This window comes from Candidatus Saccharibacteria bacterium, from assembly GCA_017983775.1.
GTDB lineage: Bacteria > Patescibacteriota > Saccharimonadia > JAGOAT01 > JAGOAT01 > JAGOAT01.
The window spans coordinates 1-20,781 of sequence record JAGOAT010000003.1 but is presented as its reverse complement, the minus strand read 5'-3'; the positions used below and the strand labels follow the sequence as shown (position 1 = coordinate 20,781).

21 protein-coding genes, 3 tRNA genes and 1 pseudogene are annotated in these 20,781 nt (G+C 41.1%); 14 read left to right on the top strand and 11 right to left on the bottom strand.

Annotated elements, in window-relative coordinates:
* Positions 1-600: 600 nt before the first annotated feature.
* The 9 genes from KA531_00670 (at position 601) to KA531_00630 (ending at position 7,501) form a co-directional block, all read left to right on the top strand.
* Positions 601-1,371: a ZIP family metal transporter gene (locus KA531_00670; GenBank protein ID MBP6005405.1), complete on the top strand. Its 771-nt coding sequence runs from the start codon at positions 601-603 to the stop codon at positions 1,369-1,371.
* A gap of 97 nt (positions 1,372-1,468) precedes the next feature.
* Positions 1,469-2,794 (top strand): hypothetical protein, encoded by a 1,326-nt coding sequence (locus KA531_00665; GenBank protein ID MBP6005404.1) that lies wholly within the window; start codon positions 1,469-1,471, stop codon positions 2,792-2,794.
* Positions 2,795-2,848: 54 nt separating this feature from the next.
* Complete coding sequence (locus tag KA531_00660) at positions 2,849-3,547, top strand: histidine phosphatase family protein (protein ID MBP6005403.1); 699 nt, start codon at positions 2,849-2,851, stop codon at positions 3,545-3,547.
* 8 nt (positions 3,548-3,555) lie between these two features.
* Positions 3,556-4,260, top strand: coding sequence for a ribonuclease H-like domain-containing protein (locus KA531_00655; protein ID MBP6005402.1), 705 nt, complete (start codon positions 3,556-3,558; stop codon positions 4,258-4,260).
* An 11-nt stretch (positions 4,261-4,271) separates the two neighbouring features.
* Complete coding sequence (locus KA531_00650; GenBank protein ID MBP6005401.1) at positions 4,272-4,880, top strand: hypothetical protein; 609 nt, start codon at positions 4,272-4,274, stop codon at positions 4,878-4,880.
* 9 nt (positions 4,881-4,889) lie between these two features.
* Positions 4,890-6,521: an FAD-binding oxidoreductase gene (locus KA531_00645; protein MBP6005400.1), complete on the top strand. Its 1,632-nt coding sequence runs from the start codon at positions 4,890-4,892 to the stop codon at positions 6,519-6,521.
* Positions 6,522-6,907: 386 nt separating this feature from the next.
* Positions 6,908-6,998 (top strand) — tRNA-Leu (locus tag KA531_00640).
* A 35-nt stretch (positions 6,999-7,033) separates the two neighbouring features.
* Positions 7,034-7,110: transfer RNA gene (locus KA531_00635), tRNA-Arg, on the top strand.
* Between the two features lie 118 nt (positions 7,111-7,228).
* Positions 7,229-7,501 carry an integrase core domain-containing protein gene (locus tag KA531_00630; protein MBP6005399.1) on the top strand — a complete coding sequence of 91 codons (273 nt, stop codon included), beginning with the start codon at positions 7,229-7,231 and terminating at the stop codon, positions 7,499-7,501.
* 385 nt (positions 7,502-7,886) lie between these two features.
* Here KA531_00630 and KA531_00625 read toward each other — a convergent pair whose 3' ends face one another.
* The 3 genes from KA531_00625 to KA531_00615 form a co-directional block, all read right to left on the bottom strand.
* Complete coding sequence (locus KA531_00625; protein MBP6005398.1) at positions 7,887-8,378, bottom strand: histidine phosphatase family protein; 492 nt, start codon at positions 8,376-8,378, stop codon at positions 7,887-7,889.
* 221 nt (positions 8,379-8,599) lie between these two features.
* Complete coding sequence (locus KA531_00620; GenBank protein ID MBP6005397.1) at positions 8,600-10,093, bottom strand: ABC transporter permease; 1,494 nt, start codon at positions 10,091-10,093, stop codon at positions 8,600-8,602.
* Positions 10,093-10,911, bottom strand: coding sequence for an ABC transporter ATP-binding protein (locus tag KA531_00615; GenBank protein ID MBP6005396.1), 819 nt, complete (start codon positions 10,909-10,911; stop codon positions 10,093-10,095). Before KA531_00615 ends, KA531_00620 begins: the two co-directional genes overlap by 1 nt.
* A gap of 260 nt (positions 10,912-11,171) precedes the next feature.
* On the opposite strand from KA531_00615, the gene KA531_00610 reads away from it, so the two are divergent.
* The gene (locus KA531_00610; GenBank protein MBP6005395.1) at positions 11,172-11,384 is read left to right on the top strand and encodes a hypothetical protein; all 213 of its coding nucleotides are present in this window, start codon (positions 11,172-11,174) and stop codon (positions 11,382-11,384) included.
* Positions 11,385-12,211: 827 nt separating this feature from the next.
* Here KA531_00610 and KA531_00605 read toward each other — a convergent pair.
* Both KA531_00605 and KA531_00600 read right to left on the bottom strand, forming a co-directional pair.
* Positions 12,212-13,141: a hypothetical protein gene (locus tag KA531_00605; protein ID MBP6005394.1), complete on the bottom strand. Its 930-nt coding sequence runs from the start codon at positions 13,139-13,141 to the stop codon at positions 12,212-12,214.
* 15 nt (positions 13,142-13,156) lie between these two features.
* Positions 13,157-14,590, bottom strand: coding sequence for an ATP-grasp domain-containing protein (locus KA531_00600; protein ID MBP6005393.1), 1,434 nt, complete (start codon positions 14,588-14,590; stop codon positions 13,157-13,159).
* A gap of 135 nt (positions 14,591-14,725) precedes the next feature.
* Here KA531_00600 and sodN point away from each other — a divergent pair, with 135 nt between their 5' ends.
* From sodN to KA531_00585, 3 genes are all read left to right on the top strand, one after another.
* Complete coding sequence (sodN, locus tag KA531_00595) at positions 14,726-15,178, top strand: superoxide dismutase, Ni (protein MBP6005392.1); 453 nt, start codon at positions 14,726-14,728, stop codon at positions 15,176-15,178.
* Positions 15,179-15,222: 44 nt separating this feature from the next.
* On the top strand, positions 15,223-15,480 hold the full coding sequence (locus KA531_00590; protein ID MBP6005391.1) for a hypothetical protein: 258 nt from the start codon (positions 15,223-15,225) through the stop codon (positions 15,478-15,480).
* 32 nt (positions 15,481-15,512) lie between these two features.
* A tRNA-Pro gene (locus KA531_00585) sits at positions 15,513-15,589 on the top strand.
* Positions 15,590-16,653: 1,064 nt separating this feature from the next.
* Here KA531_00585 and KA531_00580 read toward each other — a convergent pair.
* The 5 genes and pseudogenes from KA531_00580 to KA531_00560 form a co-directional block, all read right to left on the bottom strand.
* Positions 16,654-17,148 (bottom strand): annotated as a pseudogene (locus KA531_00580) (recombinase family protein).
* A 31-nt stretch (positions 17,149-17,179) separates the two neighbouring features.
* The gene (locus KA531_00575; protein ID MBP6005390.1) at positions 17,180-17,356 is read right to left on the bottom strand and encodes a hypothetical protein; all 177 of its coding nucleotides are present in this window, start codon (positions 17,354-17,356) and stop codon (positions 17,180-17,182) included.
* Positions 17,357-17,576: 220 nt separating this feature from the next.
* Positions 17,577-17,945 (bottom strand): hypothetical protein, encoded by a 369-nt coding sequence (locus tag KA531_00570; GenBank protein MBP6005389.1) that lies wholly within the window; start codon positions 17,943-17,945, stop codon positions 17,577-17,579.
* A 96-nt stretch (positions 17,946-18,041) separates the two neighbouring features.
* Entirely contained in the window at positions 18,042-18,881 is an 840-nt protein-coding gene (locus KA531_00565; GenBank protein ID MBP6005388.1) for a hypothetical protein, read from the bottom strand.
* Positions 18,882-19,001: 120 nt separating this feature from the next.
* Complete coding sequence (locus tag KA531_00560; GenBank protein MBP6005387.1) at positions 19,002-19,832, bottom strand: hypothetical protein; 831 nt, start codon at positions 19,830-19,832, stop codon at positions 19,002-19,004.
* 274 nt (positions 19,833-20,106) lie between these two features.
* Between KA531_00560 and KA531_00555 the strand changes: the two genes are divergently transcribed.
* Complete coding sequence (locus KA531_00555; GenBank protein ID MBP6005386.1) at positions 20,107-20,493, top strand: HIT family protein; 387 nt, start codon at positions 20,107-20,109, stop codon at positions 20,491-20,493.
* Between the two features lie 23 nt (positions 20,494-20,516).
* Here KA531_00555 and KA531_00550 read toward each other — a convergent pair.
* Positions 20,517-20,781 (bottom strand): hypothetical protein (locus tag KA531_00550; GenBank protein ID MBP6005385.1); only part of this gene is annotated, 265 nt, incomplete at its 5' end.

Below are 20,781 nucleotides of genomic sequence, written 5' to 3'. Positions count from 1 at the left end.
TTGTGATAAATCATATATGTAGATAGGATGAGAAGTAATATGACAGTTATGTACCGTAAGATACAGTCAAAGGTTGGGGTGTGTTTTTTTGGGATAACCTTGCTCATGGACAACTATTCCCCTGCCAACTAAAATCTACAAAATTTTATACTTCGCCAGCCCAAAGGTTCACAAGACTTTTTCCACGATTAACTCCAAGTCTACATAATTTCTTGGTATTACATTATCTTTAGTAAAGATTCTATAAGCCCCAAATCACATTATGCTCCAGGTTTAATCCAGATATCCTGCCTCCCAAATCTTTCCAGCTTCCTATGCCGTAACCTTATAACCCTCAACCCTCACCCCGCCATCTTCGGGTTGCCCGAAGGGCAAGACCGAGTATGACATGATCGAAGTAAGCCAAGGTTCAGAATTGTCGCGATTGTCGCGGACTGTCCGCGACTTTTGTCCTTTCGCCAGGTTACGAAGGACGCGGACTGTCCGCGCAATACGGAGTAGGGAGGGAGCTTTGAAGAGTGATAGTGGGGTTGGAGAAATTTGGGGTGGTACTTTACGCTAGGGGTAGCCTTGCAAGATGACGTGTTATAATTACTAAATATGTCAGGGCTTCTAAATGTTATAGTGTTTTCACTGATCGGTGGGCTATTATCACTGATCGGTGGGATCTTATTATTGGCAAGCAGAAATCGGGCTAAATTGCTAGCCAATTATGCTACCCCTTTTGCTGCTGGTGCGCTCTTGTCTGCAGCTTTTATTGATTTGCTCGGTGAAGCAGCAGATGAGGGAGATGGGCAAAGAGCCTTAGTCTATGCCCTGATAGGTATCTTAGGATTTTTCGTATTGGAGCGTTCAATTCGCTGGTTTCATCATCATGACCATGATGATAAGGATCATCATCCGGGAGCCGACCCGGCAATTAGTCTGATAGTGATCGGAGATACCTTACATAATTTTATTGACGGCCTGGCTATTGGTGCAGGTTTTTTGGTTTCAGGCCCTACTGGTATGGTAGTAGCCTTGGTAGTCGCATTGCATGAAATTCCTCAAGAAATAGGCGATTTTGGCTTAATGCTTCATAAGGGTATGACTAGAAGTAAAGTCTTACTAATCAACGCTTTTAGCGCACTCGCTACCACCTTGGCAGCAGTAGCGGTATATCAGTTTGGTGGAGGATTAGATGGGGTTGAGGCTCCAATGCTTGGCCTAGTAGCTGGATTTTTTATCTATATTGCCGTTAGTGACATCATACCTAGTATCCATCATACAGAGTCACGTAGGTTAGCAACATGGCAGACTTTTCTTCTAATCTTCGGGGCGATATTGGTCTGGTATTTGACGACAACTCTTCATCATTATCTAGAAGTCTAACCAATTCAATTTATATAGTGTAATATAGATTATTATCTTGCAAAAATTGAGTATTTGTGATAATATACAGATAGTAATTTTAGGTATTATTTTAAAAATGAGTAATAATCGAGAAGAAAGACCCCGTCTTAGTGGATTAGTAGAAGAAGGAAGTCAAATAGGGGAAGACTGGCTAACTCGCCAGCCTACAGTGGAGTATTTTGGTGATAAGAGGCTTTGCATCACTCAGTATGGAGGATACGAACTAACAGAGCCTAACATAGTTGATTATTTGAAAAAACTATGGGGTTCCGGTAAGAATCGTGCAATACTTGCTCCAGAAGTACTCCATTATGATGATCGTAATGGACTGCCTTTTGATATTGGTCGATTAGTTCAAGAAATGCGTTCGAGGCATAGTGTCAAAAGGTCTGATCAGGTTCCAATTCTAAGCCTGGTAGATTATGGTAATGACCCAACAGACCTATGGTTTGTAGCTAAAATGAATCTGATCAGTGCCTTGACTGGTCGAAAGGTTATTGCCATTGGCAACCCCGGTATTGATCAGGCCAAAGGGTTGAATCGTGAAGAAAGGCGACAAATCTGGCAAAAAAGTAGCTTTGGTCCAATTGCCGAATCGATTCTTGATGCGTTTAATGACGCAAGGAATCAAGGATTGATTCCCGAAGGCCCTATTGATTTGATTGGCTCTTCTCAAGGTGCACGTAATGTTTTGGCTTTGCTCGGGGTACTAGCAGGTGATAAGACTAAGGCAGATTTATTAATGGTGCAGGATGTGATGTTGACTGATCCTCCAGGAATGACTGCCCAAGACCCACCAAGAATGTTATATAGATTTGGCATAGCTGAGCTCAGAAGGTTAGAACGGATTAGAGGATTATTGGCTCGTTATCATTCAGGTGACAAGAGGCTCAATCAAGAATATCCAGTGTTTTCAGGATTTGTCAAAAATCTAGTTAAGCGAGTATTGCTACATTTTCCGACCAATTTGGCTACTGCAGTAGGGTTCACCAGGGACAGTGGACTAGGTGATCTATGGCAAGCTTTGGACGAAGGGGTAGTAAAAGGTAGATTTACGATCTTGGATATAGATAATAGTGGGGTTAGTTATGGAGGAGACTTTTTAAGGCGAGTGCTCGGTAGGGGAGAAAAAGATTTGTGGGATAGTATACAAAATGACCCGAGATATACTGAGCTATTAGATTCGCTTGGGCAAGAAATGTTAAAAGAGATAGCTCAACAATATAAGAATTCACCAATAGCATTCCAGATACTATTTGATCAAATTGTAAACGGTACCTCTGCTGTGGATGCAAAAGTCCTACATGGTAGCCATGGGGATCCGATCATGAATGTATTGCGTTACGCAATACTGGTAGCATCCTCTCTTGGGGGAAAGGATAATGCCACTCAAGATGCCTAGTGATAAGTTTTGATTTTGCTTTGATAGTATTCTATCTGGTATAATATACCTGATATGGCCTATAGATTGAAGATCAGTCAGCTAGTAATAGTCAGAAGTTTTGCGAGTGAGGAAACTCTCGAACAGTTAGTGGGGCGTGCTCAGCGTACTTCGAAGGCAGGAATGCTCAAGGTACTTGATGACTTCAAGGTTCCTCTGACCGATCAAGGAATCTCTCAAGCAATTAGCTCAGGACATCAGCTGGGTAAGGAAGGCTACACATTCGATCAAGCTTTTTATTCGCCGATGATTCGGTGTGCTGATAGTTTGAGTTTGATTGATCAGGGATTTGATCAACAGTTCTCAACTCACGTAGATCAAAGGCTTAGACCTAGAGACTATGGTATCTTAGCTCAATATTCTCTAGCAGGAATGAGGCAAAGGTTTCCAGAGGAGGTTGCTAGAAGACAGAGCTTGGGTGAGTTTTATTATCGACCAAGTGGAGGAGAGAGTTTTGCGGATATAGTTGAGCGGATATTGAGCTTGTTTAATGAGATCAATATGTTACATGAAGATAAGCGGATTTTGATTGTTACTCATGGTGTGATTGCAAAATTGATGCGTTATGTGATCGAAGGATTTGGTTCGACGCTTGATATTGACCAGCAGGTCTTAGCAGATCCTCGAGGTGATCTAGACCCTGGTGCTGTGATAGAGTATCATTTCACAGATAGGGGGATTCAACTGATCAATCTAAATCGTAAATTTTACTAGGAGTATATATGTCAAATCAGCAAAAAACTATTATTTTCGATGTCGAGATGGCTGGGGAAGATTTTAATGATCTTGATTCGGTGACTCAGGACAGTCTAACCAAACGGGCTAAGAGCTTTAGTGGACTCAGACAGAAGCAAGAGATTGATAGGGTTAAGCAAGAGACTTCACTTTCTCCACTGACTGGGGAAGTGATCACCCTAGCCATTTGGGACCTTGAGGCAGATAAGGGAGCAGTTTATTATCAGGCTCCTAGTCAGGATAACTCTAATCAGGTAGCGATCCCTGAAGGTTATAAGCCCCAAGTGCTGACAGAGGCTGAGATCTTGATTCGTTTTTGGAGCCAAGTCTTGCTTGCCGACAAAGTAGTCAGTTTTGCAGGTCGAACTCTAGATATACCCTATCTGATGATTCGTTCAGCAATTCATGGGATTAGGCCGAGTGCCAATCTAATGAGTAGTTCGGGCAAACGACCAAAACATATTGATCTTTATGAAACTTTGACCTTCAATCGTATGTCGATTAAGAAGGGCGGATTACACCTTTGGGCTAAAGGATTTGGGATTAAGACTTCAAAGGAAGGGATAGATGGTTCTGAGGTCACTAGCTACTACAGGCAAGGTCGCTATCAAGAGATTGCCAAATACTGCGCTGAGGATACCAGGGTGACTATGGAATTATATCAACATTGGCTTAGGTACCTTGATATTTAATAAGTTTTTATATGGATAGGTTAAATTGGCGATTCTTTGCCTGGGGCTTTTGTCTAGTCAGCCTGGCAGATTTACTAATCAAAGCCTTGGCTTATTATTGGGATCACTGGGTTGCTTGGCAGCTTGATCAACGCTTCAATCTTGACTCCGAACTCTCAATTGCTACATGGTTGTCTATAGTGATCTTGCTAGTAATTTCCTCTAGGTTATTTGATTTGTATCAGAGGTATGGAATCAAAGAATGGCTAGTCGGTTCTATCATCACGCTACTGATGTCTCTTGACGAGGCAATTAGCGGGCATGAGTTGATTATGGAGCTTTTGAGGTCGGGGTTTGGGATAGAGAAAGGAATCCTCTATCATAGCTGGATAATTCTTGGTCTGCCTGCTGTCATAATATTTTTGGTATATGGATATCGATTCTTGAATATCAGCAAGTCTAAGCGGTTGATCTTTGGGGCAATTGCAAGCTATTTGACGGCAGTGATTGTGATCGAAGCTATTGGAGGGGCTATGGATTATCAAAGCTACCTATATCAATGGTTTACCGTCTGGATTGAAGAGGTATTGGAATTTGTTGGCTTGGTTTTGGCACTTGCTTGGGTGGACAGACAAGGTTAGTATATAGTTATGCTTAAAAAAATTGTCAATGACCTAAACAATATTGTTAGTGGAGAGATATCCACTAGTAAGAATACTAGAGATTATTATTCTACAGATTGTAGCGTATTTCAGATTGAGCCAAAAATGGTATTTTATCCACGCAACAAGCGGGATGTTACTGAGATGATCAGATATCTCTATGATCTAGCCTGTGAGGGTAACAAATTACCTTTGACCGTTCGGGGTAAGGGGACAGATCTATCTGGTGCTGCCATCGGCAATGGCGTGGTAATGGTGATGCCAACTCACATGAATCGTAAGATTGGTCTATACAAACAAACAGTTAGAGTTCAGCCTGGAATGGCCTACAAGCAACTTGAACAGCTATTGCAACATCATCAGAGGTTTTTGCCCCCCTATCCGTCTAGTATTGATTTTGCTTCTGTGGGTGGGGCAGTAGGCAATAATACAGCAGGTGAGAAGAGTATGCGCTATGGGGTGACCAAAGATTATGTTAAATCATTAGAAGTGGTTTTGAGTAATGGGCAAAAAGTTGAGCTTGGATACTTAAGCAAGCGCCAATTAAAATCCAAGCTGGATCAGAATGATTTTGAAGGTGATATCTATAGAAGGATTAAGGAGTTGATTGAGACCAACCAAGAGCTGCTTGATAAATCGCGACCAGATGTCAGTAAAAATGTAGCAGGATACAATCTTTGGGACGTGATGGACAAAAAGGGTGGAATGGACATGACCAAGCTAATTGTTGGCTCACAGGGTACACTTGCCGTGGTGACTGAGATTGAATTTATTCATGAGCCATATCAGCCGGATACAGAGCTGATTGCTGTATTTTGTGAGAATATTGAGCAAGTAGATAAGCTAATCTTAGCCCTAGGCAAATATAATCCGAGTTCATTAGAAGTGGTAGATCACAACTTGCTTGAGGTTCTTAAGCAGTCACATCCTAGGTATATTCAAGGGTTGGTGCCAGAGAAGTTTCCAGAATTAATGCTTTTGGTCGAGTTTGATAATAAGTCAAAGAGATATCAGAGGTATTATGCCAAGCGAGCTATTAAGCAGATAGAGAAATATGGCATGGAGTATCGTTTGGCAAAGAATTCAGATGAAGCTGCTGATTACTGGAGGATTCGTCATGGTGCAGCTGCAGTACTAGCTATGCAGGATGGACGCAAGAAGGCTTTACCAGTGATCGAGGATTTGGTGGTTCCAATGGATAAAATGATTGAGTTTATCAGCAAGATCAATAAGCTCTTCAAAAAATACAATCTCAAGATTGCTATTTGGGGGCATGGAGGGGATGCTAATTTTCATATGCAGCCATATTTTGATTTGGGGAGTAAAGCTGATCGGGAACAGATGCTCAAGTTTATTGATGAAGTTTATCGAATGGTGATTAAGCTAGGAGGTAGTACGGCTGGTGAGCATAATGATGGTCTAATTCGTGGTAAGTATCTCAAAGAGTTGTATGGAGCGAGGCTGTATGGGGTGATGAAACAGGTCAAGGATATCTTTGATCCTCAGGGGATACTTAACCCTTATATCAAGACTGGAGCTGAAAATGTCAAGCTCGATAAGTTACTCCGCAAATCTTATGATATGAGTCACTTGAGTGATCATATGCCTCAGATCTTATAGAATAGCGGAGGATGGATATCTATTTTTGCTTTCCAAGTCTCTCTTACCCCGTCATCTTCCAAAATCTTACAACCCGCACTCCGTCATCTCCCAAAATCCTGCAAAGATTTATGGGAGATTCAGTATCTCATATAAAGTGATTATCTAAATATCAGCAGAGGTGTATCCTCCATAAACCCTCTGGGTTTCGGAGGATGACGAGAATAGGGCCTTCGGGTTTAAGAGGGTTACAGAAGACCTCGTAAATTGCAGGTAAAATGAGACAATTAGTGAACCTCCAAAAAACCAACTGTGACACTAGGCGGCTGATATCTAGAGCTGTATTGCAATTTTATTTCCCTGAAAATGTGAGATTATGTTAAAATAAGGCTTGTGTACGATTCTATGCGGATGTGGTGGAATTGGTAGACACGCTGGCTTGAGGGGCCAGTGCCCACTTTTTTGGGCGTGGAGGTTCAAGTCCTCTCATCCGCACCATTGAGTCTAGTAAACTATGTTGAGTCAGTATAAATGCACCCTTAGCTCAGTTGGATAGAGCGCGTGGCTTCGAACCACGAGGTCGGGGGTTCGAGCCCCTCAGGGTGTACCATTATAGACGTAGAGCCTCAAGAAGACTCTTTCCATCTGTGGAGATGTTATTATAGCCTGTTAGAATTGCCCAACAAAGTTTTTTGTATTGTCACGTTGTGGCGATAACCACTCGTTGAGTGTTATTTGTAGTTTCCCCGTCTAATGGTGCAGGATTCTGGTCTATCGCGAGTCGTATTTATTTATCAGCATATCAAAAACTTAAGTCAAAATGGCAGATACTAGGTACTAGGTCAGTGGTATGCCTCAATCAAGCAAACAAAGCTATTCAAGACTGGCTAGATTTCTACAACCAGACTAGACCTCATCAAGCTCTAGGATACTTGTCCCCCAATGATAAGGCAAAAGAAGATAACCAACCAATACTCAAACCAAGACAAAACAAGCGTTAGATGTGCTAGGATAGCTGTTAATTGAATGGAGTCCTTTACATAAAACTATAGCTCCCGAAAACAAACCCCATACCTTTGACTGTATCTTACGGTACATAACTATCACTATTACTTCTCATCCTATCTATATATATGATATATAACAATAACAACAATTCTAGATCTATAATCTATCACTCCCAAGCGAACAGGTTTTGTTTTGGGTGGCTATAGATTAGTTCTTTACTGAGCTTATCAATACTAAGCTAGAGTAAATTCAAATTTAGATAAGTTACTCCGAAAAGTATTCTAGACGATTTAGGCTTGTGGAGTTTACGGTGATTGAGATTTATCAACTTTTTTACTCGAGACGGATAAGTTAGTATCTATTTAGGCTAAGAAGAATTTAGTCAAATGATATTTCTCGGACTTCACAAAACTGCGGTATTAGTCGGTCATATTTTTGACTTAGACCAAGAACTTTTGTGAGACCAGCAATGACAAGCCCATGTGTAAATATTATACCTTCTCTAGGTGGACTATCGAGTATTGTTTCTGCAGTATCCAGCGCTGATTGAGGTAATTCTCCACTATCAAGCATCGATCGTAGGGATTTTAAGTCCATGCCATGCTCAACTTCATTCAGTATTGAGTAGGGTATGATTTGGCTAAAACCTGCCTCTTGCGCTGTTTGTTGTGCTCGCAAAAGCTCTGAGCAGGCAATAGCAGTGTCTAGTGTATCTGCCGGATACTTTTGACGCAATATTACTCCGAGTTTTTGTGCCTGCTCAATACCCACGGGCATCAGAGGTGCCTCTTTGCTGGCAAAAGCCAGAGTCCCCAAGTTGTTTCGGTTATTGGCTTCTGATACGCCATGCCTGATTATTAATCTATCCATCTTATTGTATTGTTCCATAGAGTTTAAAGGATTACTAGGTTATAAATTAAGCCTAGTAATATCACCGCGGTAATCATTATGAAGCTAATTACTATACCACATTTTTTGTCGCGGACTGTCCGCGACTTTTGCTGATCTATCAGATACGGAATATCGCGGACTGTCCGCGATATTTGGGACCTTGATGACTTGTCAAGGGGTAGGTAGCCAGGTGTGTTTATTTAGTCTTCGCGCAAGTAGCGAAGAGTATCTTTCTTGAGTGATCTGAGGACAGGGAAGCTAGCACCGATCAGTCCGATCAGGATTGCAAATATCCCGATCAAGAGTAGCTGATATAAATCAATACCAAAGAAGCTGAAATGCCCATGCGGATCTGGGCTAGCATTGAATAGAGCAATCTGAGTCGAGAGCTTATCAGCATATTTGATATCGAGAAATCCAATAATCAATCTGGCTATTACTAGGGCAATCATCAGCGCAGAGATCACAAGCATAGCAATATAGACATTATAAATGCCAGATATTTGTCGACGTTTGGCACCGATTGCTCGGAAGACTCCGATTTCTTTACGAGAGTCCAAAATCACCTTGCTAGTAGTAGAGGCAATGCTAAAAGCTACACCAATTGCTACGATGCCTAAGACTATCCTGGCAAAGCTCAATACTTGTTTGCCAGTCTCGATAAAGGCCAGATCGTAGGTGTTGAAATAATTGATATAGGGCTTGGTCCCTTCAGGAGCCCAACAGGCGTCTGGTCCAGAATAGGCACTCTCATTACATTTTTGCTCAGCTATATAGCGTTGCATATTGGAAATATTGTCAAATTCAGGGAACAGTGTATAGGAGCCAAAGTTACCATTTTTGACTTCGGCCAAGTTAATAGAGCTTGGGTAGTTTTGATCTGAGAAATAAACTCCTGAAGATCGCCCATTATTATAGCTAAAGATGCCAGCAATCTCATTGATCAGACTGGGTGACGGTACTATACCTACTACATTAACAGATATCGGTCTAGTTTCAGGTTCTGGAGGCTCATCTTCGGCGGAGATTGGCAGACCTTCTGGGTACTGATAAGCATCAACAGTGATTTTAAGTTCAAAATTATTGCCAAGTACTGCTTGGATTGATTTGGTTTGTTTTGCCATCTTGGCATAATCATCATCACCTTCTTTGAAATCTTGTTTAGCTAAGTAGCGAGCATAGGTATCACTGACCAATACATTATAGACACCTGCTGATTGATCGAGTGCTTTGGTAGTGTAGTATTCAAACATTTTGGCACTCATTACATAGGTAGTATCAACGCATGTGGTAGCCCACGAAGAGTCATCATAGCAAGAAACCTCATCATTAGTCATTACTTCATCTGGTGTACCAAATCCCTCATAAACTGCCTTGATGCCATATTCTTGGCCAAAATTACTGATGATACTATTTGGCTCGGTAACTGTTGTCTTAGGCGAGGTGTTATTCATGTTATCTGGCTGGTTAGTTGGGTCATATATTACCTTGATATCATCTTGAGCCAGTATATATTTATCTTTTAGATTAGCAGGAGAGGCATCACGCATCGCATTTAGCCCTCCATTGTAGGCGAAGCTAGCAGTAATGAGTCCAGTAAAGACTATTGCCATCGAGATCATTGTCAGGACTGAGCGGAGTTTGCGGGTCTTAATCTTGGTATAAGCTAGCAGGGTATAATCTGAGACTTTCATTATTTTATCCTCCCGTCTTCGAGGGTTAATACTCGATCAGCCATCTGAGATATCTTGTGATCATGTGTTACTACTAGTACAGAACTATTATATCTGGTCCGAATGTTATCCAGAAGATGCATTACCGATTCGGCATTCTTGCTATCTAAATTGCCAGTGGGTTCATCTGCGATCACAATCTTTGGCTTGTTGATCAGGGCTCTAGCTATCGCTACACGTTGCATTTGCCCGCCAGAGAGTTCCTTGGGTAGATGGGTCTTGCGATCAGATAAGCCTACGAGCTCTATTAGCTCATCGCTACGTCTTTGTCGTTCATTTTTGTCACGAACACCAGCAAACATCAATGGTACTTGGATATTCTTTTCCAGGGTCAAAAAGGGTTGGAGGTAGAAGAATTGGAAAACGAAACCGATAGTATGCGAACGAAATTCCGATAGTTGCTTGTCGCTCATGGTTGCGATATCATCTCCATTGACTCTCACAGAGCCATTGGTTGGTTTTTCTAGGCCAGCTATCAGATTGAGCAAGGTTGATTTGCCACTACCACTGGCACCGACTAGAGCAACTATTTCTTGGTCGTGAAGCTCAAAGCTGAGGTTGTCAAGCGCTTGGACTTGATTTGCCTTACCCTTGTTGAATACCTTGGAGACATTTGAGACATTGGCAATCACTGGCGTATTTGGTGCTAGTTTGATGTTTTGACTAGGATTAGATTGGGTCAAGAGAATTTTTTCAAGAGCATTATTGATTCTGATAAGATCATTATTGTATTTTTTTAAAATTTCTTCTTCTAGTATTCTTGATGATTTGGTCGGCATTTAGCTCCTTTGAGGTTATGATACTGCTACTCAAAAAGTATAACAATATTCTGGATTAACGTATAGTGAGCAAACCAGCCTATAGTTCATAGCTCTTGAGGACGCTTCATTTGACAATCTTTGATAAATATTGTATATATAAGATGTAAATATCACATAGATCACCAGCTAAGGAATATATTAAGAATGAAAGTAATGAATACAGTAATGCTATATACTAGATTTGATAAGGTGTTGATATAAATATTATGCATAGATTGATGCGACGCCATGAAGAACCTGAAGATTTTTGTTTTACCGACCCTGTCTTTACGGATAGATCTCTTGAAGGAGTAAATCCAGAAGACACCTTTCGGTCAATAGGCACGGAAATTGGTACTAGTGCTAGATATAGTTTAACTTTTGATCCCGGTACACTGTCTTGGGTAATATCAGGCAACAGAATTCAACTATCAAGGATTAGAAGTAATTAATTGAGTGATCTGGCTAGTCTCGTATTGGGGGTAGATATTAAAGATAATAGATAACGAGAAAGAGGACTTAATACCAGTTATAATGCTAGAATTAAATTTAGGGTTGGTGATCTAGGAAAAGGCGAGACACTTGGATCCGGTTTGCCACATATGGATCATTATGTTGGGCAAAAACCTTCGAAGAGGGTAGAATTATTACCAAGAATATATTCGGTTAGTAATACTTCGCCAACGTCCTATTTTGTTCCATGGCCAAGAGTACCTAGAGGGTCTCACTGATGAAGTAAAAGCCACTATTTGTAATCGACCAGATACACCTTATGGAGTCATTCATGAAGAGTTAGATAGATACTTTTTGCATGTAATAAGAAGTAACCTATTTCGTAGATCGAGACCAGAACCTAACCAGATAGTTCAATTTGATACAAATACCTTACACTGCGAAGAGCCAGTGTCAGAATCTACAAGAAGGTGGTTCTTGGCTATCTATTAAAATGATGGACATAGTACTTGTACTATGTTTGCAAAGTGATTATTAGGCAGCTTGTTCCCCTATTCAGATGAGACACAAAGAGAACGGATTTGCGATGGAGCTGCCAGAATAGTTCGTGCTGGATTGTTTAGGGCAAGGGGTGCTGTCTATGAAAATCTAATGCCTTATCAGGTCAGGTGACTATACATGACAATAAAACTTTACATAGAGAGGTACCCGGAGCTAGTGGTATGCGCTACTTATTAGCAGTAGTACCCAGGAGGTAATCTTTATTATTTATTGATAGACCATGGTAAATCTAGTGGATGCATAGCTGGCACTAGATTCTTAATAACTAGAATGCTTCAAAGAATGGTCGATCCTTCAAGATATGCATTAAGCTAGTAGATATACGGTCAGCAGTTGGTTGGGATAGATCATATTCGGTATTATGATTGGCGTTGGGGTTAGATGAGAGCTCCCAGATAATCGCTAATCCCCTGATTAGGGCAGACATGTTGAGCTGGGGTATGGCGTTTTCTAGGTCAGTTGATTTATTATATTTGAAATATTGGTAGATCATTTTTGTGCATCCTGGCGTAAGATTTGGATGTAAAATCATTCTATTGTAAGTAAAGTTGGTCAGATCATAAAATCTAGGCCAGCGGAGACTAACAGATTCATAATCAATCAAAGTCTTTTTGTTGTGAAACTCCAAGACATTATTTGGGGTAAAGTCGGCATGAGTCAACCTGGCTTCTAATAAGCCGGAGTTGATACTAAAGTAATCAAATGCTTGGTCAATCAATTTTGGATCAAAATACTGTGGGTAGTTGGTAGATAGTAATTTCTTGTGGAGTTGCCTGGTGCTGGAGTAGATATTTTTGGTTTTGGTACTAAAGGTTGCTGGCAATGGGTTGGCCAGATGGCAAGAATAGTCAATCTTGGCAAAGCTCTTAGCAAAAAATCGAATATTTTGATCGAAGTCAGATTGATCAGGGTCAAATTGGATGGGTTGACCTGCTGCCCAGCTAGTGACTAAGTAATCTGATCCATATTCAATGATTTTTGGTACCTTAAAGTCGAATTTGATCAAACTATCAAGTTGTCGAAAAGCTTCCAGTCCAAATATCTCATAACGGATGTTTTTTTTGAGTCGTGGGGAATTGATATGTTTGATAAATACTTGTTGATCTTTATATCTAGCACTATAGGTAATGTATCGTTGGTTTTGGCCAAGAGTGACTAGATCTTTGTAGTATTCAGGTAAGATTATCTTTGGCACTAGACTAAGGGAGGATTAGCTCGGTGAGTTATTAGTCTGCTCTTCTTCTCGGTCAGTCAGGATTTGATTGGCATTGGTGAGGGTAGGGAGTTCATTCTCGACCACTGGCAAAGATTTTTGATCAGCTTCTAGGATTAGCTGGTTGATGTCTAGTTTTTGAGTTGTGACTTGGATATCAAGGAGCTTTTCTACGCGACGATTGTCTGCAATCAACTTGGAGCGATCTTTGTTGGCTAGATAGACATCAATCACACTCATGCCACCATGCAGGGCAAATAGGGCTTCATCGCCGACTTTGCTATTCTGGTCATGCTTCTGATAAGACTCTAGTCTTTGGATTTCTTCTAGTCCACTAATTTTGATGATCTTGCCTTCTGTCTTTGGGTACATCTTCATCACATTAGCATGGCTGATGATTCGTTGCTTGATCTTAGGCTTTTTGCCAATTCTAATCAATAAATCATTCTTGCCATGGTCAATACCATAAGCTTTTTCATAGAGATAGTTGCGGAATCCACCCATTCTTGCTCCAATTTCCACTAACTTCCAGCCTTGATTTGTTTTGAGCAATTCTACATGTGAGATTGTGTTCCTCAGGCCTAGGGCATGGACACCTTGTATTGCGACATCAATGGCTTTATCTTGTTTACGTTTTGGCAAGATTGCAGGAGTACGTTGAATGTATCCATAGAAGTCTTCCCGACCAGCATCTTGACCAGTAGTAATATGGGTGAGTGGTGTAGGATAGGTATTGCCAAAGGCATCGATGTAGATATCAGTCGAATAAAGCGTACCTTCAAAGTATTGTTCGACAAGGACTTTTGGCTCAGTCAATCTGCCTCTGATTCGATAGACTCGTTTGACTTGTCCCAATACTTGCTTGAGTGATTTTTCAAGTTCTTCACGATCATAGCAAACAGTTACGAGGACACTTGCAGCTAGACCAGATGGCTTGATGATACAGGGAAATCCGAGTTTTTTGACAACTCTATTGATAGTTTCTGGCTTGGTGTCATAGACTACGGAATAGTTTGGGCTAATCTTTGGGTTGTAAGCACGAAAACGTCTACGCATAGAGATCTTGTCATTGGCCCAATTGAGTGATTCCATAGTGGGTGTCAATAGGTAAGGAACATGGGGGATGACATTACGGAGATAGGGAATGTTGTTTTCGGCGTAGCTAGTGATTGCCAGGAGGCGATCTTGGATAGGCAAGAGGGCTTTTTCTAGTTGGAGAGATGATAAGGTGTTGACACGAATGATTTCAAGATCACTTGGCAGGTTAGACTTTTCTTGCTTGCGTTTCTCGACTATATAGATTACATGAAGTTTTCTACTCAATTCAGATTCCAAAGATTTTACGGCTTGATCAAAGTAATCTTTAGATCGCGGGGAAACTGTCCCGACGAAAAGGATGATATCTTGTTTTGGGTTAAGTTTCTTTGGCATGCAATTTTGGATATACTATTGAAAAGCTGTGACCTTACAAAGATACCATAAATCATAGTGTTTGGCAAGATTATTTACCGTGGTAGGATCTTTGATGAGATTTTGTTTTGAGATTATTTAAGCTACAATGGGTATATGAAGAAATTAATTGGTTTTTTTGGAGAGCAGATAGGTAGTAGAGTGCCTGAGGTTTATGCTCATTGTGATTTGTTTTGTGGAGTTTATGACCCTGCGCAAGCACGGATTGAGGCTCAGGCTGTATATAACGCAGTGGAGAAGTATAAAGCCAGTGAGGACGAGATATTTCGTCAGCGCGCAGTGATGATCAAGGAGGAGAGAGCTGAGCTAGTCAAACATCATCTATGGGTGCTTTGGACTGACTACTTCAAGCCAGATCATTTGGAGGTTGTGTCCGATCTGCATCAATTATTTTGGCAGGCGACCAAGGCAGCTAGTCAAGCCAAGAAGACAATGGAGATCAAGGATGCTCAGAATCTGATCGAGGCTGTTGATAGGGTAGGTCATGCTTTTGCTCAGACTAAGCCTGGCTACAGCTATCAAGCGGTGATTGATAATCTTCAGGCTTAATCCGATTGATTGGCTTGAGGGTTTTAAGAATTCGCGGAGAGAGTATGTCCCCGAGCTTAAGGCCAGATAGACTGGTACTTGTCCAGAGTTTTTTATTGCCCAGAGGAGAGAGGCTGATCGATAGGGTAGTAGTTTTTGAGAGTCCTGAAGGCCTGATGATTAAGAGAGTTAAGCAGGTTGAGGGGGATAGGATTTGGGTGGAAGGAGACAATCAGGCTTTGAGTATAGATAGTAGAGAGTTTGGCTGGATAAGAAAGCAAGATTTGACAGGAGTGTTGATAGGCAAAGGTAAAAGATTATGATAAAATACGCCTTGTCTAAGTAGACAAGATTTCGGGGTATGGCGCAGTTGGCTAGCGCGCCGCGTTTGGGACGCGGAGGCCCTCGGTTCGAGTCCGAGTACCCCGACCACTCAAGACTTTTTGAGCCTTTTCCAGCTTGGAGAAGGCTTTTGTCATCTGGTAGGACACTACATTTTCCTCATCTACCACTAGGTTCAAAAAGATTATTCGACATATACGGTCTTTAGCGACTTCATTAGCTACTTTCAGTTTAGAACCAGCGTTTTTAGCTAGGTTCAAAAATTGTTCTATGCTTAGTAGCTCTTGCTTTGGGTCTTTCATTGTTTCCTTGAGTTCAGTAATCTGGTTTGCAAGGTCTTTGCTATCGGCTTCCAGTTTTAATATCTGTTCGTTGTTTACTTTCCATACAGGGCTATCTTGCTTGTAGTCTACAATCTTCAAGCCAATTTCTTTAATTCTACGCTTGGTAGCTTTCAGTGCGCCTTCTTTGCTGTTGATTTCAGTTCTAAGAGTAAGTTGCCTGTTATTGGCTTGCCCTGTTAGGTTATCGTGATAATACTGATAGTCTTTTTCTGTAAGTGCTATGCCATTCTCTAATAATTGGTACATGTAGTTAAACACAACTAAGGCTCGTATGGATTTCTTCTTGCGAGTACAGTCATCATTGGTACAGCGATAGTATAAATAACGCTTTCCAACTCTACTCTTTGAAGCGCCTGGCGTCATGCTACGAGTACAGGCTGAACACTTCACTAATGCTCTCAAGGGGTAGAATGTTTTACGCCTATTAGTTACCAGTGGCGAACGCATAGCTCTTGAAAGTCTTTGTACCTCATTAAAGTCATCTTCATTTACTGCGATTTTGAAGTCGTATGAGTCGCAAAGGTTAATAGTCTTTTTAGTCTGAATAAGAATCCCGTAATAGAAAGAGTCTTTGAACATTTCACTAAGAATCTGGTAAGTCATAGTGATTGTTTCGCCAAAGCGTTTTGCCTTCGTGCTTTTAATGATTCGTCCATAGCCCTGCTCATTCATGTAATCAGCAATCTCACGCAAGCCCATTCCACGTTTTCTTAGTTGCCATGCTTCAACAACAAGGTCAAAGTTTTTGCCATCAGGTACATACACGCCTTCTTCTGTGCGAATATAGCCATGCTTGGGAGTACCAGATGACTTACCTTCCTTAAAGGCTCGTTTATGACCTCGTTTCACATTGTCAGATAGATTTGCTGAGTAGTAGGTAGATAATGTAAATGAAATACCTAGTAACATCTTTCCACTAGCATTATTGGTGTAATAGTGGGTTACGAACTTGAGGTCTTTAATGTCGCCATCATCAATTAAGCCAAAGATTTTGCCCCCATCTTGCATATTACGAGCAAGTCGGTCTGGGTGCCATGCCATAATGCCATCTACTTTTCCTGCTTGTAGGTCAGAAAGTAAGTCTTTGAATCTGTTGCGCTTTGGGTTATCTGGTATTTTTGCAGAGCCACTATCTTCGTAATAAGGTTTAGCGAGTTTAACACCAAGTTTTGCTGCTAGTTCTTCACATTCAGCAATCTGGTCGCCAACAGAGCGTTGCTGGCGTTCTTTGTCGTCAGTAGATTTGCGAACATATAAAGCATATTTCAGCTTATGTATATCTACCTTTTCTTCTTCGTCTTCCATTACCCTTATTCTACTTCAAGAGTGAAGCATACTAAAGGTGGATACGACCACCATTATTGTCGCTAATAGTTGTTTCGTTTAACTCAGCCAGTGGGCTTTCCATATCTACACTCTCTAAAGCCTTGAGCAACTCTAGTAAAGCGTCCTCGTCCTCTTTTTGTTTTTGCCCTTCTGTCTCTACACTTCTAACTATTCCTCTGTCTGACACGACTAGTCTTTCTTTGACCAGTGAAGGGTTTTAGGGTCTTCACCACCAAAGAAGCTCGTAAGGGCATTCTACTAATGTGCCAAAGCTAACTGCATGTAGTCTATAGAATCAAAATAGACGCCACGCAGGAAACCTAGTCTTACTAAGTCTTCTGGTTGGCGTCTACTATACCTACAGTATAAAGGTTATGGCTTTCTATGTCAAGACCTCTAAGCCTCTGCTAATCCAGTGCAGACTGCTTTGCAGGTATGACTTCAACCAGTAATTTAGAAGATTGGAATAGTCCATTTTCAGTTGTTTCAGACGCATAACTTAGCCCTTGTTGCTGAGAAAGCCAACAGACAACCTGTACGTTGCCCTCAAGAGCTTTTTTAAGCATGGCAAGTACGATAGCTTGGGCGTAGCTCGTTGGTTTTCCATTAGTTAGGCTTGCTATGTTGTTGCTGGTTAATAACTGCTCACTTGCGTCTTGTTCTAATAGTTCACGAACAACAGTAAATACGTTTTTACTACCTAGTTTTCTACCAGCAGGGTTGCCTGATTGACCCTTGTTCCATTTCTTTAGATTAGCGAGTGAGTTTTGGTTCATTTTTGTTTTGTTTCCTATTACTATTTTAGCAATAAGACAATTCCACTAAGTTTATAAAGCTACCACAGTCCTGATTTGTTAATAGTAGAGGTTTGGTTATTTGATTTCAGTGAGCTGTAGCTCTTCTGGTATTTCAGGCGGGACGCCATAATAAGCAGCTTCATGACCCCCTAAGATACCCCACATTTGGTCGTAGAGAGAATAGTGCCAAGTTTCAGTTGGGTTATTCTCCATACTTACTCCACCCACTTCTTCTGAGGTCATTACATTGTGAAGCACTCTTCGTGCATTCAAGGCTCTCTCAAGCCCTTCAATAGCCAAACCACCTCTTAATACTTCTTCTAAGAAATCTGTACGTATAGCTTCTTTTCCTACTTGTGCCTTACCATGAGCAGTATCAATTAACTCTCCTGTGTCGGTAGACCTCAGGCTTAAATCAACAGCTCCACCAGTAAAGTGAGGTGGCATAGTGTCTTGTGACCACTGAGGGTAGGCAATTACTTGACTCACTCTGGTCGCTATTTGTTCGTCAGTCCAGTCGGGATTCTGAGTTCTAACTAGACGAGGAATAACTGTATCGTGAAGATGGGCTTGCAGAATTGGAGAGCGAAAACCATCACGCACATACAGTTCAATACGCCCATCAAATAGGGCTGCTAGACCCTTATGTGCAACAATGAAATCATTAGCAGCCCTAAGTTTTTTAGCAACTGAACGTCTAACAAATATATTTGGCGTTACTCCCTCTACAGGGTCAACAGTAGCGTTATTTGGCTGGCTATAGTAACTAACACCATCAACACCATATTCACTAATAGGTACGAGTGGTTCACTAAACAAAGGGTGGTCACTGTCAATGGGGTGACCCCTATATTCTAATTTAAGTTCCCTTGCCTTATCTAAACAAGGTATTGGTTTCAATATATCAACTGCCATTGAACTATATTATAACCCACTTCTATTTATTTGTAAAGTTATTTTATGATGTATTTAGATTTGCAGGAGCACACCCCTTATGTGCGCAGTTTGGTTCAAACCTTTGTAGGTTAATGATACCTAGTAAGCATATATCTTTCCTTTAATCTGATTGGAGCTTTCTTTCTCATCTATTAAGGCAATGAGTGGAGCAGTATTCTTTTCATAATTTAATGAGTCCCATGACTGATTTAATGCAAATAATATGCTCTCAAGGTGGAGTTCAAAGTTATTCGCCTTTGGGCGACCACGATCGAAATTACCTGATTTTACGAACCCGTCCCAGGGTTCGTTTAATTTATGAGTGATTTCATACCTCTGTTGTTTGCCTTTTCCGCTCGCTTTGATTGTGCAGTTCGAGAAGAAAATTCCGAGCACTTTGTCCAAGTATGCCATATCGGTACTTTTGCGTAATTTAACAGATAGAGATTCAAATAGTTTGAGATATTGCTTGTAGGTGAGTTTTGCCTGCCTTAATTCTTCCAGCTGGGTTCTCAGTTTCTTGAGTTCATCTTCAATAACCTCTTTATCTTTTTTCAATACATCGAGATCATAATGCTCCGCAAGACTAGGATTGTTTCTAACAAATGTCTTTGCATTCTCATATTCTTTCTGTTTATTACCTAGCAGAGTGGTTGTGCTCGCAATGTTACTCCGCAGTTCTTTCGATTGTCGATCAATTCGTACATTCGCGTCATCAATATATGAGTGATAGTTTTCCTTTGTAGTAAATAGGTGGTCATCAAGAAAGTCGAACATATAGTTCAGTGCGACATTCGCACGCACACTCTTATTCTTAAACTGACAACCATCAGCTTCACATCTGTAATAGTAGTAGAATATCGTACCTCGCTTGAGTTTCTTGGGAGTTAAACCAGAGTTGAATTTTTCCCCACACCAGCCGCAACACACAACTCCACGCAGTTAACAGTAGTAGGGAAGTACAAATCGCCGCGAAACTACTTATACTATTGACACAGCACAGCATATTTACCTAAACTGCGTCAGCGAAAAACCTAACATGGCATAATATGTTTTTTAACAGAGGTGGGTGCAGTAGACGCAAGCCCTTGACATTGGGTGTTTCTAGAAAATATTCTTTTCCACCTCTGTTACCCTATGTCGCTCAACGTACATTGTACGACGTTTGTATTACGTGCTTGCAACTTTGTGGTATTATGTATTTATGAGTAAACCAGAATGCTTGTTTTGCGATTTCGAAAATCCAGAGCGACACTCCGTAATAACACAAAACGATTTAGCCTACGCAAGGTGGGACAACTACCCTGTGAGCGATGGTCATGCGGAAGTAATTCCAAAGCGACATGTCGAATCCTTCTTTGATTTAAGTGACGAGGAATTGGCTGCCATTTATGGTTTAGCTAAGGTAACCCGTGACGAAATAGTTGAAAAGCATCATCCTGATGCCTTTAATCTTGGTGTTAATGACGGAGAGGCTGCTGGACGAACCATACACCACGTACACCTACACCTAATACCTCGCTATGTAGGCGATGTTGAGAACCCTAGGGGCGGCATTAGGCACATTATTCCAGGTAAGGGTGATTACTAGGACTATCTAGACCTCGTTAGAACTTAAAGTAGAACTTTCAAATTTAGTTTTGCACTATTAAGTTTTGGTTTACAAGCAATTCTAAGCTCTTCGAGTACGCTAACGGTGTTGTGATAGTCTTCTAGCAGACATTTGAGTAGTTCGTGTAGAGTATGTTCGACCCGACCAGAAGGAACTTTTTCTAAATCTGCCATCAAATTGTATTCAGAATACTGCTTTGAGGTGGCAAACAGGATACTGAGTAACATTTTACCGTTAGGGTTGTTCTCGAACTGGTACGTCTTGAAA

Coding starts and splice junctions, on each gene's coding strand:
- KA531_00660 (MBP6005403.1), top strand. CDS start 2,849: ATGGCCTATAGATTGAAGATCAGTCAGCTAGTAATAGTCAGAAGTTTT.
- KA531_00650 (MBP6005401.1), top strand. CDS start 4,272: ATGGATAGGTTAAATTGGCGATTCTTTGCCTGGGGCTTTTGTCTAGTC.
- KA531_00610 (MBP6005395.1), top strand. CDS start 11,172: ATGCGACGCCATGAAGAACCTGAAGATTTTTGTTTTACCGACCCTGTC.
- KA531_00565 (MBP6005388.1), bottom strand. CDS start 18,881: ATGGCAGTTGATATATTGAAACCAATACCTTGTTTAGATAAGGCAAGG.
- KA531_00620 (MBP6005397.1), bottom strand. CDS start 10,093: ATGAAAGTCTCAGATTATACCCTGCTAGCTTATACCAAGATTAAGACC.
- KA531_00615 (MBP6005396.1), bottom strand. CDS start 10,911: ATGCCGACCAAATCATCAAGAATACTAGAAGAAGAAATTTTAAAAAAA.
- KA531_00590 (MBP6005391.1), top strand. CDS start 15,223: ATGTCCCCGAGCTTAAGGCCAGATAGACTGGTACTTGTCCAGAGTTTT.
- KA531_00645 (MBP6005400.1), top strand. CDS start 4,890: ATGCTTAAAAAAATTGTCAATGACCTAAACAATATTGTTAGTGGAGAG.
- KA531_00655 (MBP6005402.1), top strand. CDS start 3,556: ATGTCAAATCAGCAAAAAACTATTATTTTCGATGTCGAGATGGCTGGG.
- KA531_00625 (MBP6005398.1), bottom strand. CDS start 8,378: ATGGATAGATTAATAATCAGGCATGGCGTATCAGAAGCCAATAACCGA.
- KA531_00570 (MBP6005389.1), bottom strand. CDS start 17,945: ATGAACCAAAACTCACTCGCTAATCTAAAGAAATGGAACAAGGGTCAA.
- KA531_00670 (MBP6005405.1), top strand. CDS start 601: ATGTCAGGGCTTCTAAATGTTATAGTGTTTTCACTGATCGGTGGGCTA.
- KA531_00555 (MBP6005386.1), top strand. CDS start 20,107: ATGAGTAAACCAGAATGCTTGTTTTGCGATTTCGAAAATCCAGAGCGA.
- KA531_00665 (MBP6005404.1), top strand. CDS start 1,469: ATGAGTAATAATCGAGAAGAAAGACCCCGTCTTAGTGGATTAGTAGAA.
- sodN (MBP6005392.1), top strand. CDS start 14,726: ATGAAGAAATTAATTGGTTTTTTTGGAGAGCAGATAGGTAGTAGAGTG.
- KA531_00600 (MBP6005393.1), bottom strand. CDS start 14,590: ATGCCAAAGAAACTTAACCCAAAACAAGATATCATCCTTTTCGTCGGG.